Genomic DNA, 18,764 nt, shown 5'->3' with positions numbered 1-18,764 from the left:
TACCATTATGAAAGTGCACTTTTTGAAACGTAACGATACAGCCGATACAAAAAACGTGGTTTTGCATCCATTAGTTGCAAACACTTTTACGCCTAATAATAAGCCCGGAAAAATGCAAGATCAGAGAACGCTGTAATAATTCTACTCGAGTGCCACGCGATTTACTTTTTTGAATTGCTTTGGAAATGTACGCTCGGCGAAATGTCATCGGCAATGACGGGTTTAAATCAGCAAAAAAGGAAAAACCTATTGAAAATATTTTCGTTAAAGTGTTTAAGAAAGTTATTGAGCTGCAGAAAGAGGTTAATAAGCCCATAAACTAATCAGTAGGGATACTTTAGCCGATAGAGTAGCGTTTTTTTAGATACTATGATTGAAGAGATAGCACACCCTAATTATAGCTTAACCAAAAGCAAAGAAGAAATAATTGCCGACGAAGGATATATTAATCCACTACCTCGTGCAGTTATCCGTCCCAACTCCTTTTTATTACTGGATGGCGATTGGAAATTTGCCGTCGACCCTGAAAATAAAGGCTTGACCGAAGGTTGGTATGTTGCACACCAATATAACGACACTGCACAGTGGCCGGGCAGTGTGGAAATGCACATGGCTAAGTCACATCCACTTCAATCGCAGCAATGGCATGATAATATCGTGGTGTGGTATGAAAAGGAATTTCCGATGCCTGAGCTGGAGGTTGATGCCCACTCACCGCAATCATTGCTGCAGTTAACATTTGGCGCATGCGGGTACGAGACGCGCGTTTGGCTTAATGGTTTACCACTCAAAACAATCGAAGGTGAGGAGCTGCATATTGGTGAAACCACATCATTTTCGTTTGAGTTGGATGCAGCCATTCTTCACAAAAATAACCGCTTAACCGTGCGCATTGCCAGTACTATGGATGCAGATACGCCCCGTGGCAAGCAGGAGTCATCAGTTTATAAGCGCGGCGGCATTTGGTACCAGACGTACACAGGCGCAGTTCGCAGCATTTGGCTTGAAACCGTAGAGCGCAACCGTTTACGCTCCAGAGTTGGGGTTGTTAGTTTTGTGGAAGATAACCTGGTACGGTTTAACTTTACTACACGCATACACGACCCAGGTTTGTATACCATCAGGCTAAAGGTTTTTAACCGAAAGCAGGAATCGCCAGACCCTATAACCACAGATGAGTACCAGTTAGCACTTGAGGCCGGTGAGAAGCAGCAGAGGCTGGTTATTGAGATACCTGACGCCAGGTTGTGGTCGCCTGAGGATCCGCATTTATACCGTCTTGTAGCGCAACTGATTGACTCTGATGGTTATATTGCCGAAATAGAGACAAATTTTGGTTTACGTAAAATTGAATCGAGAGGGAGCCGAATTTACCTGAACAATAAATCGATCTACCTGGATGGCATACTTTATCAACCCGGGGTGGCTACTTACGAGCAGATAAAAAAACATATGTATGCCATGAAAAAGCTGGGTTGTAACCTGGTGCGCATACATATTGCAGGGGTAGACCCACGTATTTATAACCTGGCCGACAAGTTGGGCATGTTATTGTGGGTGGAAGTACCCAGTCCACATAGGTCTACGCCCAAAAGCCGTGCAAACCACCATGATGAGTTGATGCGTATGCTAGCGCTGATATCAACACACCCATCAGTTATAATCTGGAGCTTGTACAACGAGGACTGGGGTGCGCAAGATATTGCAACAAACCCCGAAACTCGCCAGTATATTATAGACATGTATCATTACATGCAAATTAGTCAACCTCAGTTTTTGGTGGTTGACAATGATGGATGGCAACATATATCTTACCAGGGCAAACTAAAAAGCGATTTGCTTACCGCACACTTATACACGCCCGAGCGTGAGAAATGGTGCCAGGTATTAGATGAATTGGTTGCCGGTAAGCAGGTGGGTGTAGCTGCGTTTCCACTCGTTGTGGGCGATCCGTTCTTTTTCCGTAAGCAAGTTCCGCTAATTGTTAGCGAATGGGGCGGCTTTGGTTTTGTTGACTACGGTGGCCCTGCTAACGACCAGGAACGTACCGAGCAGATAGCTTTCTTTAAAAAAGAATTACGTAAACGGCCTATAGCAGGCGACGTGTATACACAGGCCACCAATATTGAAGATGAAGTAAACGGAATTATAGATTTTGAAACAGGTGATCTAAAAGTGCCCGAAGGTTTACTTAAATCAAGCCAAGAGGGTGATGCAGATACGCTACCTCAAAAATCATAACTTTTAATCCTATTATCAGTTTTGCTATCAGTCTGGTACTTGTTATTTAACAATACCATGATTGATAGCAAATTTTATTAATGCTGCAGTGTTACGTGAACCGGTCTTGTTCAGCATGTTCTGTCGGTAATTTTCAACTGTACGTTTGCTTGTAAATAGCTTTTCTGCAATTTCATAATTAGTATAGCCTTCTGCCATAAGCGTAAGTATTTCAATTTCACGCACTGAAAATTCTGTGTCCGGACTAATTTCTACAGGTGTTATCTGCGGCATTTGCTGCATCTTGTTAAGCAACGCCATAGATGATGAAGTACAGATGTACTGACCATTATTGTAAATATGTCTTACTGCAAACAGTAGTTCAAATACATCAATAGTTTTGTTAAGGTAACCTTTTGCTCCGGCTTGTATGGCTTGTAAAATACTTTTCTCATTATCCATCATAGAAAGGAACGCTATCTTACTGTTTGGTGCCATTTCCTTTAATACTCCAAGCATTTCCATAGCATCCATTCCAGGCATATTAATTTCTGCTAAAATAATATCAGCCTGAACCTTATTTTTGATGAGTTCAACTACCTGTTCGCCATTATCGGCTTCACCCGTAACAGTTATGTCAGCCTCAGCTTCTAACAGTGTTTTGATTGCTTTTCTGACCAGAACATGGTCTTCCGCTAGTATGACATTTATCATAAAGTTTTTCTTAGTATAAAACGTGGTAAAAAACGTGGTTAGATATTATTACAATTATAACCAAAGGGAAAATTATTTCTTTAATGGTAAACACCTGTTTAGTTAATATAAACCCTCAAATCACCATGTGGTTATTACTCGAAATGATTGGTGAAATACTTGTTTTTAAAAACCACAACCGGGGCTTTACGCATTAACTACCTGTTAGTTACAAAGGTATACCGGCTTATTTTTATATAAGCAGCTCAAAATCAGGAAATAAAACTGCTTGGAATATTAATATTTGTTAATAGTTACTTCAGAGTGAAATAATGAGGAGGTTTAAGCCAAATATTAACTAATACTGAAGTATTGTTGCTTTTTGATACTTATACATTGGGCGTTCAGTATTAATACTGAACGGTGTATTTTTTATTGAAGTTAAATTTGCTTACGCTTAACGCAAATAGCGTTGGGTAAGCTGGATATTGGTCCTGCAAAATTTATTTAGCTGTTTTACATGAAAAAGAATTATTTTTTTAATTTGCTGCTGTCCCTTTCCAATATCTTATTTCCTATTATCAGTTTCCCTTATGTATCAAAAGTTGTTGGGCCTTCCGGAGTAGGCAAAGTACAATTTATTACCTCATATGCACAATACTTTGGATTAATCGCTGCTCTGGGCATACCCGTGTATGGCATACGCGAGATCGCTAAAGCAAAACATGACCGTAGTAAGCTTAACAATGTATTTTCCGAACTGTCGGTTATTTATTTTGGAACAAGCTTAATGTTGGCGGTAGTTTATTTAGCCAGCTTATTTTTCATAGCAGATTTCAAATCCAACCCCGATCTGTATTTATGGTCTGTTTTATTGGTGTTATTAAGTTTCACCTCAATCGACTGGTTTTACGAAGGATTAGAACAGTTTCGAACAGTAGCCATCCGTTCTATTATTATAAGGGTATTTTCGTTGATAGCCATGTTTGTTTTGATTCATTCGGGCAAGGATTATCACTGGTACCTGCTCATCATCATATTCACAACGCTGTCTAATAATGCGGTAAATATGGTAAGGCTACATAAAAGTGTATCGGTTAAACTAAAAGGACTTGATTTAAAGCGGCACCTTAAACCATTATTTCTTATATTTAGTACTACAATAGCTACCAGCATGTATACTATGCTGGATACAGTTTTGCTTGGCTTTTTAGCTAATACGCATGCAGTTGGCTTATATACGGCTGCTGTAAAACTTTCTAAAATTGCCCTACCTATAGTAACCTCCTTAGGAATGGTGCTCATACCTGGTTTGGCCAAAAACCTGTCATTGCGAAATTATAGCGATGTGCAAGTTACTTTAAACCGCTCATTTGCGTTTACGGCGTTCTTTTCTATTCCAATAGGATTTGGGTTGGCGTTATTGGCTCCTGAATTTATAGTTGCTTTCTCAAGTGCAAAATTCCTGGATGCTACACAAGCCATGCAAATACTTGCTATACTGCCGCTCACTATAGGTTTTGGTTATTTGTTCGGGTTCCAGATTTTGGTTCCGGATGGCAAGGACAAGCAAATGCTGTTTTCTGTATTAGGGGGCGTAGTTACCGGTTTGGTGCTCAATTTTACGCTCGTGCCAAGATTAGAGCATGTAGGCGCAGCCATTGCTAATGTGGTTTCGGAAATGGTAGTAACCGGGTTCTTTATTTATTTTGTTAAAAAGCTATATACATTTACTTTTTCGCTTCGTCCGCTTATAACAGCTGCGGCAAGTTCATTGGTATTTATCCCCATCATTTTATTTTGTCGTGCGCAGTATCACAATGTATATTACCTGATACTTACTGCGGTACCCGCATGTGCGCTATTCTACATCTTATTTCAAAAGCTGTTATTTAAAGAACAGTTGATCAATGAGGTTATACAGCCTTTTGTCACCAACAAGTTCTTATCTGTTAAACGCAGTTTATCTGCTAAAAATCCTCAAATTTATGGTTAAGGTTTCAGTAATAATACCCAATTATAATCACGCTTGTTATTTGAAGCAGCGTATAGATTCTATCCTGAAGCAAACATACCAGGACTTTGAAATTATTATACTTGACGACTGTTCACCTGACAATAGCCGGGAAGTAATAGAAACGTATCGCGCCAATCCTAAGGTTAGTAATATAGTTTTTAACGAAGTAAACAGCGGTAGTACGTTTAAGCAGTGGCAAAAAGGTGTTATGCTAGCCAAAGGTGATTTTATTTGGTTGGCAGAAAGTGATGATTGGTGCGAGCCAACTTTGCTGGAAACCTTGATGGAAGGACTGTTGGCCAATCCAAATGTTGGGCTTGCATTTTGCCAGTCATGCTATTATTATGAGCCTAATATAGTAAAGGAAACCACTTATTATCCTTTCTATGCCAATACCGAGAATGGCCGTGAGTTTATCCAAAAATACATGCTTAATGGCAACAACGTAGTAAACGCCAGTATGGCCGTATGGCGTAAAGAGCTGTTTAACCGTGTAAATACGGAGTACACCCAGTTTAAGTTTAGCGGCGACTGGCTTTTTTGGGTATCACTGTTACAGATATCAGATGTATTTGTATCAGGTAAGATACTAAATTACTTCCGCAACCATAATAAAGATGTAAGCAGCCGCTTTTACAGTACAGGTAACAACTTTATTGAAAACGTGCGCTTGTATAAGGTGTTACATCAACGTAACATCATTGATAAATCGCAGCTTACAACATTAGTTAAAAGACAATACACTATATTTTTGAGTGTAAAGCATTCTGTAAACCGAGATAATCTTCCAAATATATATCGTGCTTTTGGGGAGGCAATGGGATTAAACGAAGTTACCAAAACATATTATTCGTTACGGCAACGGCTTTATTTAATTAAACAAGCTTTATTGCCAAAGCCGGCCCATTAATAATCTATTTATTAACCTCTACAAACAAAGGCGTTTCTGTTACGGTGAGCGCTACGGTATTGTTGCCAACGCTTTGTTGGTGGCTCTCCATAGCATCGGTACCGGCATGCAGTTGATGTACAGTCACTTGTTTTACGCCGGGTAAAGAAAGATTATAAGCGACGTTTTTCCCAGTTTGGTCGGGGATAGTTAACACATAGATAACCTTGTTGCCGTTTCGATATACATCAACTAATGGTGTTTTCGATATGGTTTCACGGTAACTGTAATTGCCTAACAAATTTTTGGTTTGCAGTATGTAATCGGCGGCCGGCCTTCTCTTCAGGTCGTTTGTAACCAGTCCGGATGAAGCGTACTGTGTAGGATTGGCCAGGTTGTCGTCAAAGAGTTCATAAAAGAACACTTTTTTAATGCCAAAGCGAGCGTACAGCAGCGATGTACGAATGGTCCAGTCGGCCTGGGTTTTCAGTTCATCTTTGTTGCCAACCTTTACAGCGCGTTGGGGGCTTTGCTGGTTTATATCATATCCAGCTTCTGTAACCCAAACCGGTAACTTGTAAGTTTGAGCTAAGGTTACAAAATCGGCCGCTACCTTACCCGCTTCAGACAGTTCAGGCGCTATTCCCTGAGTGGCTTTGCCGTTGTTAGATTGGTGGTCATTGGAATACAGGTGGAAATTGATCACATCAAAACATAGATTGACAGAACCATCGGTTTTATAACCCCTGTTCTGCTTGCACCAGTCTATCATTTTAGCTACATATTGCGCATCGGTTGCGGCCAAACCGGCCATTACAACTTGCATTTTAGGATCTGCGTTTTTTACGCCCACTCCTTTACCTAACGTGCCTTTATGTCCATCGTAAAAAGCTGATAAATTAGCGGCGTACTCTTCAGCGCTTTGGTGTGCTTTATCGCCTTTCCACCATTTGTCGCGCTCGTTATCACATTCAATGTACTTAATTAAGCCTAAGCCTGTTTTAACCTCATTAGCTTGGTCGCCGGTCCACCGCGGAGTAGTATTTACGGTTAGGAGCGCTTTTTCAACATTTAAGTTGCTGCCATACCTGGCCGCAAACTGAAAGCCCGCCTTAGCCTGCAATACATAGCTTTTAGGTTGTAACTTGTCAGAGCCATAAGGCATCGGCACGTTTTCGGCATCGCGCTCGTTACCGGGGTAAGTTTGTAACAGCCAGTCAGGACAGGTTTTCAAGCATACCAGCACGTCTATATTTTCGGTTTTGCATCGCTGGTACATGGCATCCAGGTTCCAACCACCGCTATGGGTTGGGCTAAAGGTGAACTGCCCTTGTTTGCTTTCTATACGTCCCCAATCCAGGTAGTGCCTTACACCGGCAAAAGTTTTAATCACCTGCATTTTAGGCTCATAAATCTGCATGCCATTATTTACATCGGCCGGGTTTTGCAAAAAATTCCATTCAAAGGCATTAACGCCCAGCAAATTCTTAAAAGCTGTAGTGTCGCCTTGTGCAAGCGGCGTACTAACCACACTAATTGCTTCCTCGGTGTGGTTAAATTTGCGACAGTCTATTAAAGAAGGGATAGTTAATAAAAAAAGAAAAGCAACTTTACGGGTAACAGCCATCATCACCAATACAATATCAAATATGTAAAACTGCATCAGCATACGTTATGGCTTTAATTTAGGTTATAGTTGCGCTAGCCTTTTATTCTTATGAGTTGAAGATATATTTTAAACACTTAAATTCCTGCGAGTCGAGATCTATCCCAAATTGGGCTACCCAGTCCAGATAATTCAATATAACGCCGTCAGTTCTCGGGTCGAATTTTCGGGCATATAACTTTCCACAAGTGGTTAATGCCACCGCATCTGCCGTGGTTATAGTTGTGGGGTGCAAATGGCCAGCCGGAAAATTAATGTAGCGTAAATTGTCGTTTACTAAAGTATCCTTAAGAGGTGAGTTACCCAAAATAGTTTGAAAGATAAATTCATCTGGCGCAAAACTCATTCTGAAGTAGCGTTTAACATCCGGATGTGACTCGAGGTAGTTAATCATATACTCGGCACATTGCGGCGTGATAGTAAACCACTGCGAACGGCCATAAGGTTTCAGGCCAGCAGGAACCCTTTTTTTTATCCTTAAAAAGTTAACAGCATATTGCAGAAGGTAATGACCCGGGAATTTATAATCTCCAAAATTAAAATTTTCAACACGGTGAACACCATCCATCCATCCTTCGCCAATTACCGGCGAATCTAAAAATGATTTGTCAGCGTTATCCTGAAAAAAGCGCTGTATCTCATCTGCTGATTTTAACGGATAATCCTGCGCACTTAACAAGTTAATATGGCTGTAAGATCTTTGAGCATGTAAGATTTCATACATGCCGTCTAATGTAGCTTGCACCAAACTATAAGTTCCCCAAACCACCGAGGTACGCTTTTTTACAAAAAAAACATTACTACACTGCAGGTGTATAAAATCTTTTATTTTGGATTTAGCATCCAGGTGTATATAAATATCGGCATCAGCATGCTGCAGGCGATTAATCAGGCGTTCGAGTTGTTTTGGATAGGCATGGGCCAGAATTAAGTGTGCTAATTTAGAAGGCATGTTTTTAGATAAGATGTTTAACTATAGTGGTTAGATGATGACTATAAGTTAGGGTATAGGTTGGTGAGAAGTTGTTTTCTTCTGCGTGTTATAAGCGTTAATATCAATGGCTTTTATAATGGCTTCGTATATCTCATTTACGTTGTTGGTCCAGGTGTGGCCTGCAGCAAACCCTTTGCGGTTAATACGTGCTTGTGGGCTGTCTTCAACCAGTGCTTTTCTAATTAATGCAGGGTATTCCTCTTTAGTAGATGCCGTATAAGTGTGTTTTTCGAACACTTTCATGGCTTGTGTTTTTGTTGCTACTACCGGTTTACCCATGGCCAGGTATTCATCTATCTTACGTGGGTAATTGCCAATGGTAAGTTCATTCAGTACCTGCGGATTTATACATACATCAAAAGCGTTAATATAAGCAGGTAATTCTGCCGGAGCTTTAGCGCCTAAGAAGTGTACATTATCTAACTGGTGTAGTTTACTGTTAATGAAGCTTTCGTCCTCCGGCCCAATAAGTACTAAGTTCCAGTCGGGGTTGTTTAGCGCTATGTGTACCAGTATGTTGATATCAAGTCTTGCAGAAAACAACACACCTACGTAACCAATAACAGGATTGCCAATACGCGCTATATCAGCCGGAACTAAGTTAGTATCCACGTCAGTAAAAGTAGTTAAGTCGCAACCCTGGCCAACGTAATAGGAGTGAGGGTTATATTTTTTGCAGTAATCCGTCAAATATTCCGAGTTAGCTACGCATAAGTCGCTCTTGCTAATTAACATAGGTTCCAGCTTTTTACCATGATGGCGGTAATAATCGGTAGCCAGCAAGTAGTCGCGCGAGTAATAGATGCTTAAGTCTGGCTGGAGTAATTCTTTCAAATAGAAGCTTCTGAACATATCACTGTCGTTAAAAATGATGATGTTTTCAAACCCTAAAACATGTAAAGCCTTTTTTATGGCGCTTGCAAAAAGTTTGTTGTTACGTTTATTTAACAGATCGAAAAGCCAGTGAGCTTTAATCCAGTTGATCGACTCAATTAATTTATCTGGATAAAGATTCCATAAGTTAGGGCCAAGCTGTACCAGGTCTTCTTGCTCATGCCTTATAACAGCCATACGTTTCTGAACCTTCTCATCGTGGCGTTGCCTTAACATGGTAATACGGTCCAGCGGTGGGTTTACGTAAAGCACCCGGTTATATTTACTAAACTCGAGTGCAATGTTCTTACAATTGCTACCTATCTCAATATCCCAGGCTTGCTGGCCAACTACCAAAATATCTCTGTTTTTAATCATAGGGTTATGTTTTTAAGGTGGTGATGGTTTTGTTGATTTTGCTGCAGCTGTTTGTCGAGCTTAAGCGTAGTGCCAATTAAGGCTATAGCCAAGTAGAAATAGATATTTATGGGAAACTGTACCAGTGCCTCCTGTGGGTAATTGCCTATGCTCAGCGCAAATACAACCAGCACCATAGCCAGGCAGTAATGTTTTAACTCATTGTTCTGGATAGCAAAGTAATTAGTGATGCCTTTTTGCAAAATCACAAAGAACAATGCACATAACAGCGCCAGGCCAATCCAGCCGCTTTCTACAGCTACACGTACATAGCCGCTATCTGGTGGAAAAGATGCCAGGTAAGTGCCGGGCGAAAAACGTTGCCCCCAAGTACCGGTGGAGCCAAGGCCCCCGCCAATTGGATGCGTTTGTATGTAGGGTTGTATACGTTTTTGGTTGTTCTTTCTTACGTTGAACGAAGCATCATCTGATGGCCGGAAAGCTGTTTGGAACCGCCATAGTGCCGTGTTAGTTGTAGGTACACGTATAAGCACGGCAAATCCCATAGCAAAGATGATTCCCAGTATCAGTGTTTTGGCGTTAAGCTTGAGCAGGAAGAACAAGAACAGCCCAGCCGGAAGGAGAATAAATGCACCCCTGATGCCAGCGTACAGCGTTGCCATAGCAAAGAGCATCATGAGCAGCACTAACGTTATCTTTTTTAATACTGATTTGGTAACAAAAATGAGCACAAAACAGAGTAAGCTGCTGATTGCCATGTTATAAGCAGCGGCAACCGGATCTGAAAAAATGCCAAATCTGCGCCAGCGTCCTGCCTGGAAGTACAAACTGGATGCACTTGGATCAGCGTCGAGCCATTTCTGCTCAAACGGCAAAAAGCCATGAAACTCTTGAAAGATGGCATAAACCGCGGCAAATGCCGATAAGCCAATCCAGGTTTTGAATATAAGCCTTATAAAACCTGCTGACTTTATATGAAATGCAAACAGGTAGTATGTAAGTGCCACAATGCCTATAGTACGTATGGTAAATAACCAGGCCACACGTGATTGTGCGTAAGGGTTAAACAGTTCCAGGGTGTTGTATAAAATCCACACCATCATCATTATGCTTACCGAATCATCAAGGAAGCGCCATTTCTTATCGTACTTATGCTTGATAATAAAGCCCACAACCAAAAGAATGAGCAAGCCATCCATAACGGTACCCATAGGATAGTTGAGTACCATACGGTTAATCCACATGATGAGGTATGAGCTAATCAACAGCGTCATAATACCAAACTTCGGATAGGCAACTATGGCATACACCATTGGTAAGCCTATAACCAAGCCGAGTATGGTAAGTGCTGCTGGAACGCCCCAATGTATAATTGCAGCGCTCAGAATCAGCGCTACAAGCGACATAATCAGGTATCCCGCCGGTTGGTAAAACAGGTCGGTCCAGCTATATGTCTTTATTTTCTTAGTTAACATCATTCCGTATCTTTAAAACAAAACGATTTTAAGCAGGAACCCAGACATGATTAAAAATGCTATTGCAGTTGCAATTAACTTTAATGCTTTTTGCCTTGGGTTTAGTTGCGCCTGCGAATCGTCCTCCAAACTTTTATAATGCTTGTCCATTTGCGTTGCCTTAAGAGTTAACGGCTTCTTTATAGGTAACAGGTACTTTGTTTAGTACCCAACCCAGCATTTTGCCGTTAAGGCTGTGCAGGTATTTAACTCCTGCCTTAGCACCGTTCTTGATACTTTGATTGTTTTCAAAAATGGCTATGGTTTTGTCCGAAAACTGCATCCATTCTTTCGATTTAGATAAAGTATCTAGTGAGCCAGTCTCGATAATGATGACATCGAATTTTGACTTCAGATCATCAAGGCGTTTGCGGATGCTGGATTGATTGCTGATCTCGAATAGTGAAGTATCGCCGCCACGGTTGCCTATAATGCTGATACGGTCCATGCCGCCTTGTACCTGAGGTGTTTGTGTGCTCAGGCGTTGAATGGTGGTGGTAATGCTATTATTGGCGTCTATATCCTGCAGCCTGATGAGTTTGTCGCTCTCTGCGGCGTCGGCAATTTGTGTGTAAATAGTGCTGTTTTCAAACTCTGCGCCGCGCAAGTAATCTTCCAGGTAAAGCTTAGGCTTAGCTGTCTCGCTAATAAGCGGGTTACTGAAATTACCGTCAACCAACAGTACTTTTTTGTTGCTTATAGCGTATGCATAAGCTAAACTGAAGGAAAAGAGTGTTTTGCCTTGAGTGCCGTTTAAACTGGTTATGGCAAATATTTTATCTTTCGAGGCTACGCGGTCAATCTCAAACCTGATGTTGCGCAATAAGTTCCGGAACAGTGTGATGCTGCCACTAACGTATTTTTCTTGTTTGGGCTGTATCTTCTTTCCTGCCATTTCGGGTACCAGGTTCAGTTCGCCTATTACCGGCATTTTCGTAATGCGTTCCAGATCTTCACGGTTGCGTACACAATCGTCTATGTAGAAAAGCAAGAGCACGATCACCATGCACAAGGCAAAGCTCACTACGCCGCTTACTGCAACTAAAAATATTTTTTTAGACGGTTGCTTGGCACCCGGCAATGCTGAATGTAATTGACGCAGTTGAACGGGCATTATGTTGGCAACATTGGCTTGGTTGTACTTGTCCTGCACATCCAGGTACTCTTTGGTAGCCACGTCTATATCCCGCTCTAACGAGTTTACTACGGCTTCGGCAGGCACCAGCGAATTTAGGCGTCCTTTTAGCTGACTAAGTTGGCGGTTTAGAGAGCCTGAACTGTAACGGGCCAGCTCAAGGCTATTCTCCATTTTTAGTTTCTCCTGCACCAGGTTGTCTTTAGCGGCTAAAGGGTTAGATATATATTTATCAGTTGATTCGTTAATTTGCTCAGAAAGCACATCTTGAAGGGAGTCAACACTCTTTTTATAGCGCTGATCAAAGTTGTTCTCTAAGTATTTATTATTCATAACCCGTAATCGCTCGCGGGTGGAAAGAATGCTGCTGTTTACCTTAGCAGTTGTTGATTCCAGGTACCGGCGATCTCTCGGGTTAAAGCGACCGTCTATGCTTTTCAATGCACCTCTGTAAGCAATAACATCCTTATCTGCCTGCTGACGGTAACTTTCAAGACTGCTAATCTGTCCGTAAACATCCTTCGCCTCGTTTGTCATGTCGAGGATGTTGTGTTTGATCTTATAATTCTGCAGTTCGTCAATTTTTGCGCGCATTGCCGTTTTCTTCTCGTTGAGCAGGCTTGCCAAAAATTCGGTAGATTTATACCTGCCCTGACCAACATAGTTGGTATAGTAGGTAATAAACTTGTTTGATAACTGGTTGATAATAAAGGCCGATAGAGCAGCGTTTTCGGTTTCACATTCCAGGATGATGAAATCACTGCCATCAAAATGGTAAATTTTGAGGTTCTTTTTTAACAATTGGCCAGCATCATAACCCATCGAAGCCGTGAGCGAGTCTATATTCTTTTCTAACGGGTTAGAGGGATTGAGCAAGCCAAACGATTGCTGCTTTTCTTTCAAGGCCGACACGATCTTTTTGCCCATAGCAGGGCTAAAGTCTTCTGCCTTATTCATTTTACGAAACGGTTTGCCGCTGGTAAGATCATGAATAACTAATTGGTAAGAAACCTGACTCATTACCTTATCGAGTTGCATGGTTTCGATCAGGTTTGTAAATTCATCATTGCGCCTGTTATCGTTACGGTTATTGTTATCCAGCACTTGTTGTGATTGATCGATGAGACCTGTTACGATTTGCGTTTTGGCCACGTAGGTATCAGGCAGGTAACGTACAAAAGCATATGCAGCAATCATGGCAATTACTGGTATGATGATGAGCATCAATTTGTGCCTTTTTAGCAGTAAAAAATAATTTCTGATTTCCATTACTTCACATTTTCTAATTTATCGCCCAGTAATTCTTCCAGAGCCGATTTGGTGGTAAATACACCAGCTTCGGCATGTATAAGTTGCTGATTTTGCTCTGCAGACAGGATTAAAGCTCGTTGATAATCATCAAACTGAGCTTCGCCTTTCTCAAACTTATACCTTAGCTGTTTAACCAGGGCCTCGGCATCGGTGTAAGATTTGGTACGCAGCCTTAGCTGCCCCATTTGCTCTAAGTAGGCAAAGTATCTTTCCTTTACCAGGGCGGTGATAGTTAGGTTATATTGCCTTTCTTGTAATTGGGCAACTTTATATTCTAGTTTGGCTTCTTTGGTGGCAAAGGGTTTTTGAAACAAACTGCCCAGATTGAGGCTAACACCTAATTGGTATCCGTTAAATAAGTTGGGGTCAACAATATCAACTGTACGGTTTGGCCTGTAAAAGTAAGATACGTTAAAGGCGTCGAGCCAACTTACCTGGGTTTGAGTAATCTTGTTTTTAGCGATAGCTGTTTGCTGGCTTCGTGCTGTTACCTCAGGGTAATTTTTTTGTGCAACACGCACCAGTTTATCGACGTATTCGCCGGATACCCGCGGGACTATGCTTTCCTGCGATTTCACGATGAGTGTTTTAGTGGAAAAGAGCAGGAGTAGTAGAGGCAATTTAAATTTTTGAATGTTCATGGTATGTTTGACGTTTAAGCTATACTTGTTCCTTTTGTATGAGCGCCGGGAACGTTTTGAGAATTATCTTTAGATCGAGCCAGAAAGAGCACCTTTGCGCATAGTAGTTGTCCAGTTCTTTGCGTTCCTGCTCTGAGACATCACGTTTACCGCGTTTGGTTATTTGCCACAGTCCGGTTAAGCCGGCCGGACCCAAAAAACGCATGGACCACTCATTTGAAGTCAGCAGCTCAGCCTCATAAAGCGGCAGTGGACGATTACCTACAAAAGACATATCACCCAGCAGGATGTTAAAAAGCTGCGGTAATTCATCAATACTGGTGTTGCGTATAAACTGGCCAACTTTGGTTATACGTGGGTCATTAGCTACCTTAAAAAAAACAGCCTTATCAGTTGAGTTACTGTTTTGGCTGTACATATTTACTTTTTGAAATTCTGTCACTTTACTATCTGCATCAGTTTGCATGCTGCGGAATTTGTAAAAGTCGAACACTTTATAACCAGTGCCTACGCGTTTGCTACGATAGATAATCGGCCCCGGAGACTCCAGTTTAACCAGCAATGCAACAACACACAACAGTGGCGCCAAAAACAAAAGCGTTAACGCCGAGCACACAATATCAAAAAGGCGCTTGCTTGGCGGCATGCGGTAAATAAACTCCTTTTGATAATCAAGAATTTGATGATTGTTATTGTAAGGTTTGAGTATCCTTAACTTAAGCAGTAGTTTAACGCGCTCATGCAAGTGCACAATGCTAAAAGGATATACATAAAAGTCATGAACTTTTAAAGCTGCAGCCCTTTTTTTCCATTCTTCATTATCAAATTTTGAAAGTAATACGATCAAAATATCCTGCAAATGCTCGTCCTTACGTAACGCTTCAATAAAGCTAAAGCATTGTTCGGCATCATCCACCTCCATCATCAAAACATCAGGCATTTCCAATACCGATAAGTGGCGAATAGAGTTGCTCAGCTCATCAATAGTTTCAAAGCAATTTATCAGATAAGCGTCGGGCATTTCGGCCTGCACCATCTCTTTGAAATCTTTTCCTGCGTAGCCAATATTTATCTGCCAGGCAGATATCTGGTTTTGGGGCATTTCAAGCCATTGCAGATTTGTATTCATGTAGCAGCGTATTAATTTTAAAAATGAGGTAAGATGGATTGAAGGGCTTAGAGATAATGGCGCCCACTTGGAAAGCAACGTTCTTGATTTTAGCCTCTATATCATTAGCATGAGAAAGGACTATAACTGGCGTGCTGTTAAAAATGCCGCTGTACTTAAGGTGCCTGATGAAGGAAGCACCATCCAGATAAGGGAGTTGGAATTCGGTAATGATCAGAGCTGGCTTGTTGCCACTTTCTAACCACTGCAGGGCATCAACCGAACTATTTTTTGTTACAAGATCAAATTGATCGGACAAAACAGCATATAGTAGTTTAAGCATGTTCCATTCACTGTCCACAATCAAAATCTGCTCTTTTAGCTTCGTTTTCTTGGTTATACTTGGGTAAAGTCTCATCATTATTAATATTTAATTGTTATGACCTTTTAAGTATTTTTTCGAATGGGTTAATATTCGTATACTATTTGCCTTTCGTTTACAAATTGATCACATGTTAGGGGAGAGATGTTTAACCAATAGTTTACGTAACAAAGGTAGTTGGACATATTTTTGCCCACGGAGTATATTTACCTGAGTAGTATATGTTTTAATACCTGTTTTTAAACAGGTATTTATTTTAATGTTAATTAGCGATGATTTTAATTGCGACTTTTATAAACAAAAGCTCAAATATTTAAAACTTTTAGCGATTAGATTGGTATACCGGCTCGTAACAAGTCATTCATTTAGCCTTATTATTTGAAGTATCATAATGCATATTGCCAATAAAAACTGCTTTATAGATGTAGGATAGTTAGGGAAAGATGTGCTTTAAGCAGTAGTTAAAAGTACTTTAGTAGGTGTGCAGTTTTTTGGAAACAACTGTGATAGGCATGGTCAGTAAATAATATATTTAAGTTAGATATCTATTCTCAACTTTGTTAAAGCGTGTTAGTTGATTGGAAAGATTAGCGCAATGTTAAATTAAAAACACTGAAGACGTGATAGATCCGAACTTCCAATTATTAAATGTAGCCTCTAAAAAAAAGCCATTATAAACGTGTGTGCACTTCATAATGGCTTGTTACAGAAAAAACAGTTAATGTAAAGGAGTGCTAGTATCAACTACTAACAAAGCATACAATTCGGGCCTTAAATTAATTTGGAATTAGCTGATTACCACGATAAATAACCTACGATGGCCTTGCATTTAGGTCTGGGGAAAACGATACCTTAGCGTATTACCACCTAAGCCGCCTCAAAATCGGTTGTGCGCCCAAGTATGGTAAAGCTTTCGGCCAATACTTCAGTGGTTTGTTTTTTGTTTCCGTAGCTGTCTATGAAGTCGCGTTTGCGTAATTTACCTTCAATGTATACCAGTTTGCCTTGTTGCAAAAGCCGGGCCGCCACATCAGCAAGGCCACGCCACATTATGATATTATGCCACTCAGTTTCTACGCCTTTTTGATGATTTTCTGATGTGGCCAACGGGAAGCTGGCTACAGAAATGCCCCCATCTAATTGTCTGATGAATGGGTCTTGACCTAAGTGGCCAACCAGAATGACCTTGTTAATTCCTACCATGGGTATTTTGCTTAAATAATACTGCGCAAAAATGAACATTCGGATTTTCACGCTCTTGTATAAATACCTCAAAAACACTTCTGTAAATACCCAATATGGTTGCGGAAAAATGCACAAAAAAAAGCGGGATAAGCATTGTGGCTTATCCCGCTTTTTATTCCTTAAAAGGATTATGCCGTTAAATATTTGTTCATATGAGCAAATAATACGATATCTAAGCCGTAAACGTCTGGCCTAAACTGTAATGTACCAGTTTCATCAAGCCAGCAAGTCATGTACGTTAAGTAGACACCTACTTTGTTCGGCAATTGAATATCTTCCGGATTTGGATTATCCATACCCATGTCAGTTTTAATGGTTTGGAATTTATTGCTGTCGCCAAACAGCGCATGTGCCAAATCCAACGGACGTTCAACACGTACGCAGCCGTGGCTCACCGCACGCATTGGCTTGTCAAAAGCTAGTTTGGCAGGGGTATCGTGCAAGTAAACGCTACTGTTGTTTTTAAACAGGAACTTAATTTTACCTAATGCATTGTCATCACCAGGACGTTGTTTAAAATCATACTCATCTTTATTGGCTGATGCCCAGTCAATGGTTTCCGGATCTTCAACAACCTGTCCGCCTTTGTAAGCATCAATATTGTTATTGGCCAGGTAATAAGGGTCTTGTGCAGCCCGAACCATAATTTCTTTACTAGCGATACTTTTAGGTATGTTCCAAACCGGGTTAACCTGCACCGAATAGATCATGCTATTTAACTGTGGTGTTTCCCGCGAAAACGGACGGTCTACCTTATCGCTTTCATCATACTCAACCAAGTTGTCGGCACGATCAATGTTACGGCCTTCGCCCACACAAACTTTCATATTCATAACCGACTTGCCATTCTCCACTACGTCCAGGCGATAGTCAGGGATGTTCACCAGTACAAATTTCTTTTCTGTCGGTTTGTTTTTCCAGCGCAAGCGCTCCAGGTTTACTTTCAATATGCGGTCAGTCTCTTCAGGAGTCTTGCCAGGCACTTGTACATTACTCATTAAAGCTTTCTGTAGTGCTATATACTGCGGGTTTTTAGGCTGAATACTATCCAGAAAATGCTTCATATCTGCAATACCGAATACTTTACTCATCGATACACTATCAGGACGTAATGTTTTGGTAAAGTAACGGGCGTAAATTTTACGCGGACTAATTACGCCGTATTGCAAGGCATTGGTGTAATTAATAAGTGAATTGGCTAATAGCACCTCAAGCTCCGCCATGTTTTGGTAGGCTTCTTCGGTAGTTTTAATAGCGTCTTTGCTATAAAATTTATTAACCAGGTTATTCACCTCATCTGCCTGAAACATTTTTGGATCCAGGCCGTGCTCGCCGGAGCGTTTTAGGTAAGTACCTAAAGTTTTTAAATCTTCACCAGCCATATGGTCAAGCACTAAGGCAGGGTCATAACCATTCTGCTCATAGAAGGTGGTTATAAGTACTGGGTTTTTAAGTTTGCTTTTTTTTGCGGCCAGTACCTGTTTAAATACCGGCTCGAAGCCCTCGGGTGTAACTTTGTTGAAAGCCTTGTTCTTATTTACTTTGTAAATAGTTTGGGCCATATCAGAGCGCTTAGTTTTATGGCAGCTCTCGAGTACAACCAGTAGCGTGGCACAAACCGCTGTAATAAGCAAAGGCCACCTTGCTATTTTGTTTTTTTGGATAATTGATATCATAGGTAAGTTCGATGTATGTGTT

14 protein-coding genes are annotated in these 18,764 nt (G+C 40.9%); 3 read left to right on the top strand and 11 right to left on the bottom strand.

Features of this window, described 5'->3' with window-relative positions; translation table 11 throughout:
* Positions 1 to 369 precede the first annotated feature (369 nt).
* Complete coding sequence (locus ABDD94_RS13275) at positions 370 to 2,241, top strand: sugar-binding domain-containing protein (RefSeq protein WP_345951602.1); 1,872 nt, start codon at positions 370 to 372, stop codon at positions 2,239 to 2,241.
* A gap of 42 nt (positions 2,242 to 2,283) precedes the next feature.
* Here ABDD94_RS13275 and ABDD94_RS13270 read toward each other — a convergent pair whose 3' ends face one another.
* Positions 2,284 to 2,934, bottom strand: a complete 651-nt coding sequence (locus tag ABDD94_RS13270) for a response regulator transcription factor (RefSeq protein ID WP_345952650.1) — start codon at positions 2,932 to 2,934, stop codon at positions 2,284 to 2,286.
* 499 nt (positions 2,935 to 3,433) lie between these two features.
* Here ABDD94_RS13270 and ABDD94_RS13265 point away from each other — a divergent pair, with 499 nt between their 5' ends.
* Positions 3,434 to 4,909: a flippase gene (locus ABDD94_RS13265; protein WP_345952649.1), complete on the top strand. Its 1,476-nt coding sequence runs from the start codon at positions 3,434 to 3,436 to the stop codon at positions 4,907 to 4,909.
* Entirely contained in the window at positions 4,902 to 5,840 is a 939-nt protein-coding gene (locus ABDD94_RS13260; protein WP_345952648.1) for a glycosyltransferase family A protein, read from the top strand. The genes ABDD94_RS13265 and ABDD94_RS13260 overlap by 8 nt, the downstream gene beginning before the upstream one ends.
* A gap of 4 nt (positions 5,841 to 5,844) precedes the next feature.
* On the opposite strand, the gene ABDD94_RS13255 is transcribed toward ABDD94_RS13260, so the two are convergent.
* The 10 genes from ABDD94_RS13255 to ABDD94_RS13210 form a co-directional block, all read right to left on the bottom strand.
* The gene (locus tag ABDD94_RS13255; RefSeq protein WP_352432871.1) at positions 5,845 to 7,482 is read right to left on the bottom strand and encodes a hypothetical protein; all 1,638 of its coding nucleotides are present in this window, start codon (positions 7,480 to 7,482) and stop codon (positions 5,845 to 5,847) included.
* Between the two features lie 52 nt (positions 7,483 to 7,534).
* A complete protein-coding gene (locus tag ABDD94_RS13250) occupies positions 7,535 to 8,437 on the bottom strand; it encodes a beta-1,6-N-acetylglucosaminyltransferase (protein ID WP_345952646.1) in 903 nt (300 codons plus the stop codon).
* 48 nt (positions 8,438 to 8,485) lie between these two features.
* The gene (locus ABDD94_RS13245; RefSeq protein ID WP_345952645.1) at positions 8,486 to 9,730 is read right to left on the bottom strand and encodes a glycosyltransferase; all 1,245 of its coding nucleotides are present in this window, start codon (positions 9,728 to 9,730) and stop codon (positions 8,486 to 8,488) included.
* Positions 9,727 to 11,208, bottom strand: coding sequence for an O-antigen ligase family protein (locus ABDD94_RS13240; protein WP_345952644.1), 1,482 nt, complete (start codon positions 11,206 to 11,208; stop codon positions 9,727 to 9,729). The genes ABDD94_RS13245 and ABDD94_RS13240 overlap by 4 nt, the downstream gene beginning before the upstream one ends.
* 157 nt (positions 11,209 to 11,365) lie before the next feature.
* Complete coding sequence (locus ABDD94_RS13235) at positions 11,366 to 13,648, bottom strand: Wzz/FepE/Etk N-terminal domain-containing protein (RefSeq protein ID WP_345952643.1); 2,283 nt, start codon at positions 13,646 to 13,648, stop codon at positions 11,366 to 11,368.
* The gene (locus tag ABDD94_RS13230) at positions 13,648 to 14,331 is read right to left on the bottom strand and encodes a TolC family protein (RefSeq protein ID WP_345951611.1); all 684 of its coding nucleotides are present in this window, start codon (positions 14,329 to 14,331) and stop codon (positions 13,648 to 13,650) included. Before ABDD94_RS13230 ends, ABDD94_RS13235 begins: the two co-directional genes overlap by 1 nt.
* A gap of 19 nt (positions 14,332 to 14,350) precedes the next feature.
* Complete coding sequence (locus tag ABDD94_RS13225; protein ID WP_345952642.1) at positions 14,351 to 15,460, bottom strand: sugar transferase; 1,110 nt, start codon at positions 15,458 to 15,460, stop codon at positions 14,351 to 14,353.
* The gene (locus tag ABDD94_RS13220; protein WP_345951613.1) at positions 15,435 to 15,860 is read right to left on the bottom strand and encodes a response regulator; all 426 of its coding nucleotides are present in this window, start codon (positions 15,858 to 15,860) and stop codon (positions 15,435 to 15,437) included. The genes ABDD94_RS13225 and ABDD94_RS13220 overlap by 26 nt, the downstream gene beginning before the upstream one ends.
* An 828-nt stretch (positions 15,861 to 16,688) precedes the next feature.
* A complete protein-coding gene (ssb, locus tag ABDD94_RS13215; protein ID WP_345951614.1) occupies positions 16,689 to 17,024 on the bottom strand; it encodes a single-stranded DNA-binding protein in 336 nt (111 codons plus the stop codon).
* A 170-nt stretch (positions 17,025 to 17,194) separates the two neighbouring features.
* On the bottom strand, positions 17,195 to 18,628 hold the full coding sequence (locus ABDD94_RS13210) for a L,D-transpeptidase family protein (protein ID WP_345952641.1): 1,434 nt from the start codon (positions 18,626 to 18,628) through the stop codon (positions 17,195 to 17,197).
* Positions 18,629 to 18,764: the final 136 nt, after the last annotated feature.

This window comes from Mucilaginibacter sp. PAMB04168 (genome assembly GCF_039634365.2).
Lineage (GTDB): Bacteria > Bacteroidota > Bacteroidia > Sphingobacteriales > Sphingobacteriaceae > Mucilaginibacter.
This window is presented reverse-complemented; position numbering and strand designations above follow the sequence as displayed.

Excerpts from the sequence above, each read along its gene's own strand:
- ABDD94_RS13275 (WP_345951602.1), top strand. The coding sequence starts at position 370 with ATGATTGAAGAGATAGCACACCCTAATTATAGCTTAACCAAAAGCAAA.
- ABDD94_RS13270 (WP_345952650.1), bottom strand. The coding sequence starts at position 2,934 with ATGATAAATGTCATACTAGCGGAAGACCATGTTCTGGTCAGAAAAGCA.
- ABDD94_RS13265 (WP_345952649.1), top strand. The coding sequence starts at position 3,434 with ATGAAAAAGAATTATTTTTTTAATTTGCTGCTGTCCCTTTCCAATATC.
- ABDD94_RS13260 (WP_345952648.1), top strand. The coding sequence starts at position 4,902 with ATGGTTAAGGTTTCAGTAATAATACCCAATTATAATCACGCTTGTTAT.
- ABDD94_RS13255 (WP_352432871.1), bottom strand. The coding sequence starts at position 7,482 with ATGCAGTTTTACATATTTGATATTGTATTGGTGATGATGGCTGTTACC.
- ABDD94_RS13250 (WP_345952646.1), bottom strand. The coding sequence starts at position 8,437 with ATGCCTTCTAAATTAGCACACTTAATTCTGGCCCATGCCTATCCAAAA.
- ABDD94_RS13245 (WP_345952645.1), bottom strand. The coding sequence starts at position 9,730 with ATGATTAAAAACAGAGATATTTTGGTAGTTGGCCAGCAAGCCTGGGAT.
- ABDD94_RS13240 (WP_345952644.1), bottom strand. The coding sequence starts at position 11,208 with ATGATGTTAACTAAGAAAATAAAGACATATAGCTGGACCGACCTGTTT.
- ABDD94_RS13235 (WP_345952643.1), bottom strand. The coding sequence starts at position 13,648 with ATGGAAATCAGAAATTATTTTTTACTGCTAAAAAGGCACAAATTGATG.
- ABDD94_RS13230 (WP_345951611.1), bottom strand. The coding sequence starts at position 14,331 with ATGAACATTCAAAAATTTAAATTGCCTCTACTACTCCTGCTCTTTTCC.
- ABDD94_RS13225 (WP_345952642.1), bottom strand. The coding sequence starts at position 15,460 with ATGAATACAAATCTGCAATGGCTTGAAATGCCCCAAAACCAGATATCT.
- ABDD94_RS13220 (WP_345951613.1), bottom strand. The coding sequence starts at position 15,860 with ATGATGAGACTTTACCCAAGTATAACCAAGAAAACGAAGCTAAAAGAG.
- ssb (WP_345951614.1), bottom strand. The coding sequence starts at position 17,024 with ATGGTAGGAATTAACAAGGTCATTCTGGTTGGCCACTTAGGTCAAGAC.
- ABDD94_RS13210 (WP_345952641.1), bottom strand. The coding sequence starts at position 18,628 with ATGGCCCAAACTATTTACAAAGTAAATAAGAACAAGGCTTTCAACAAA.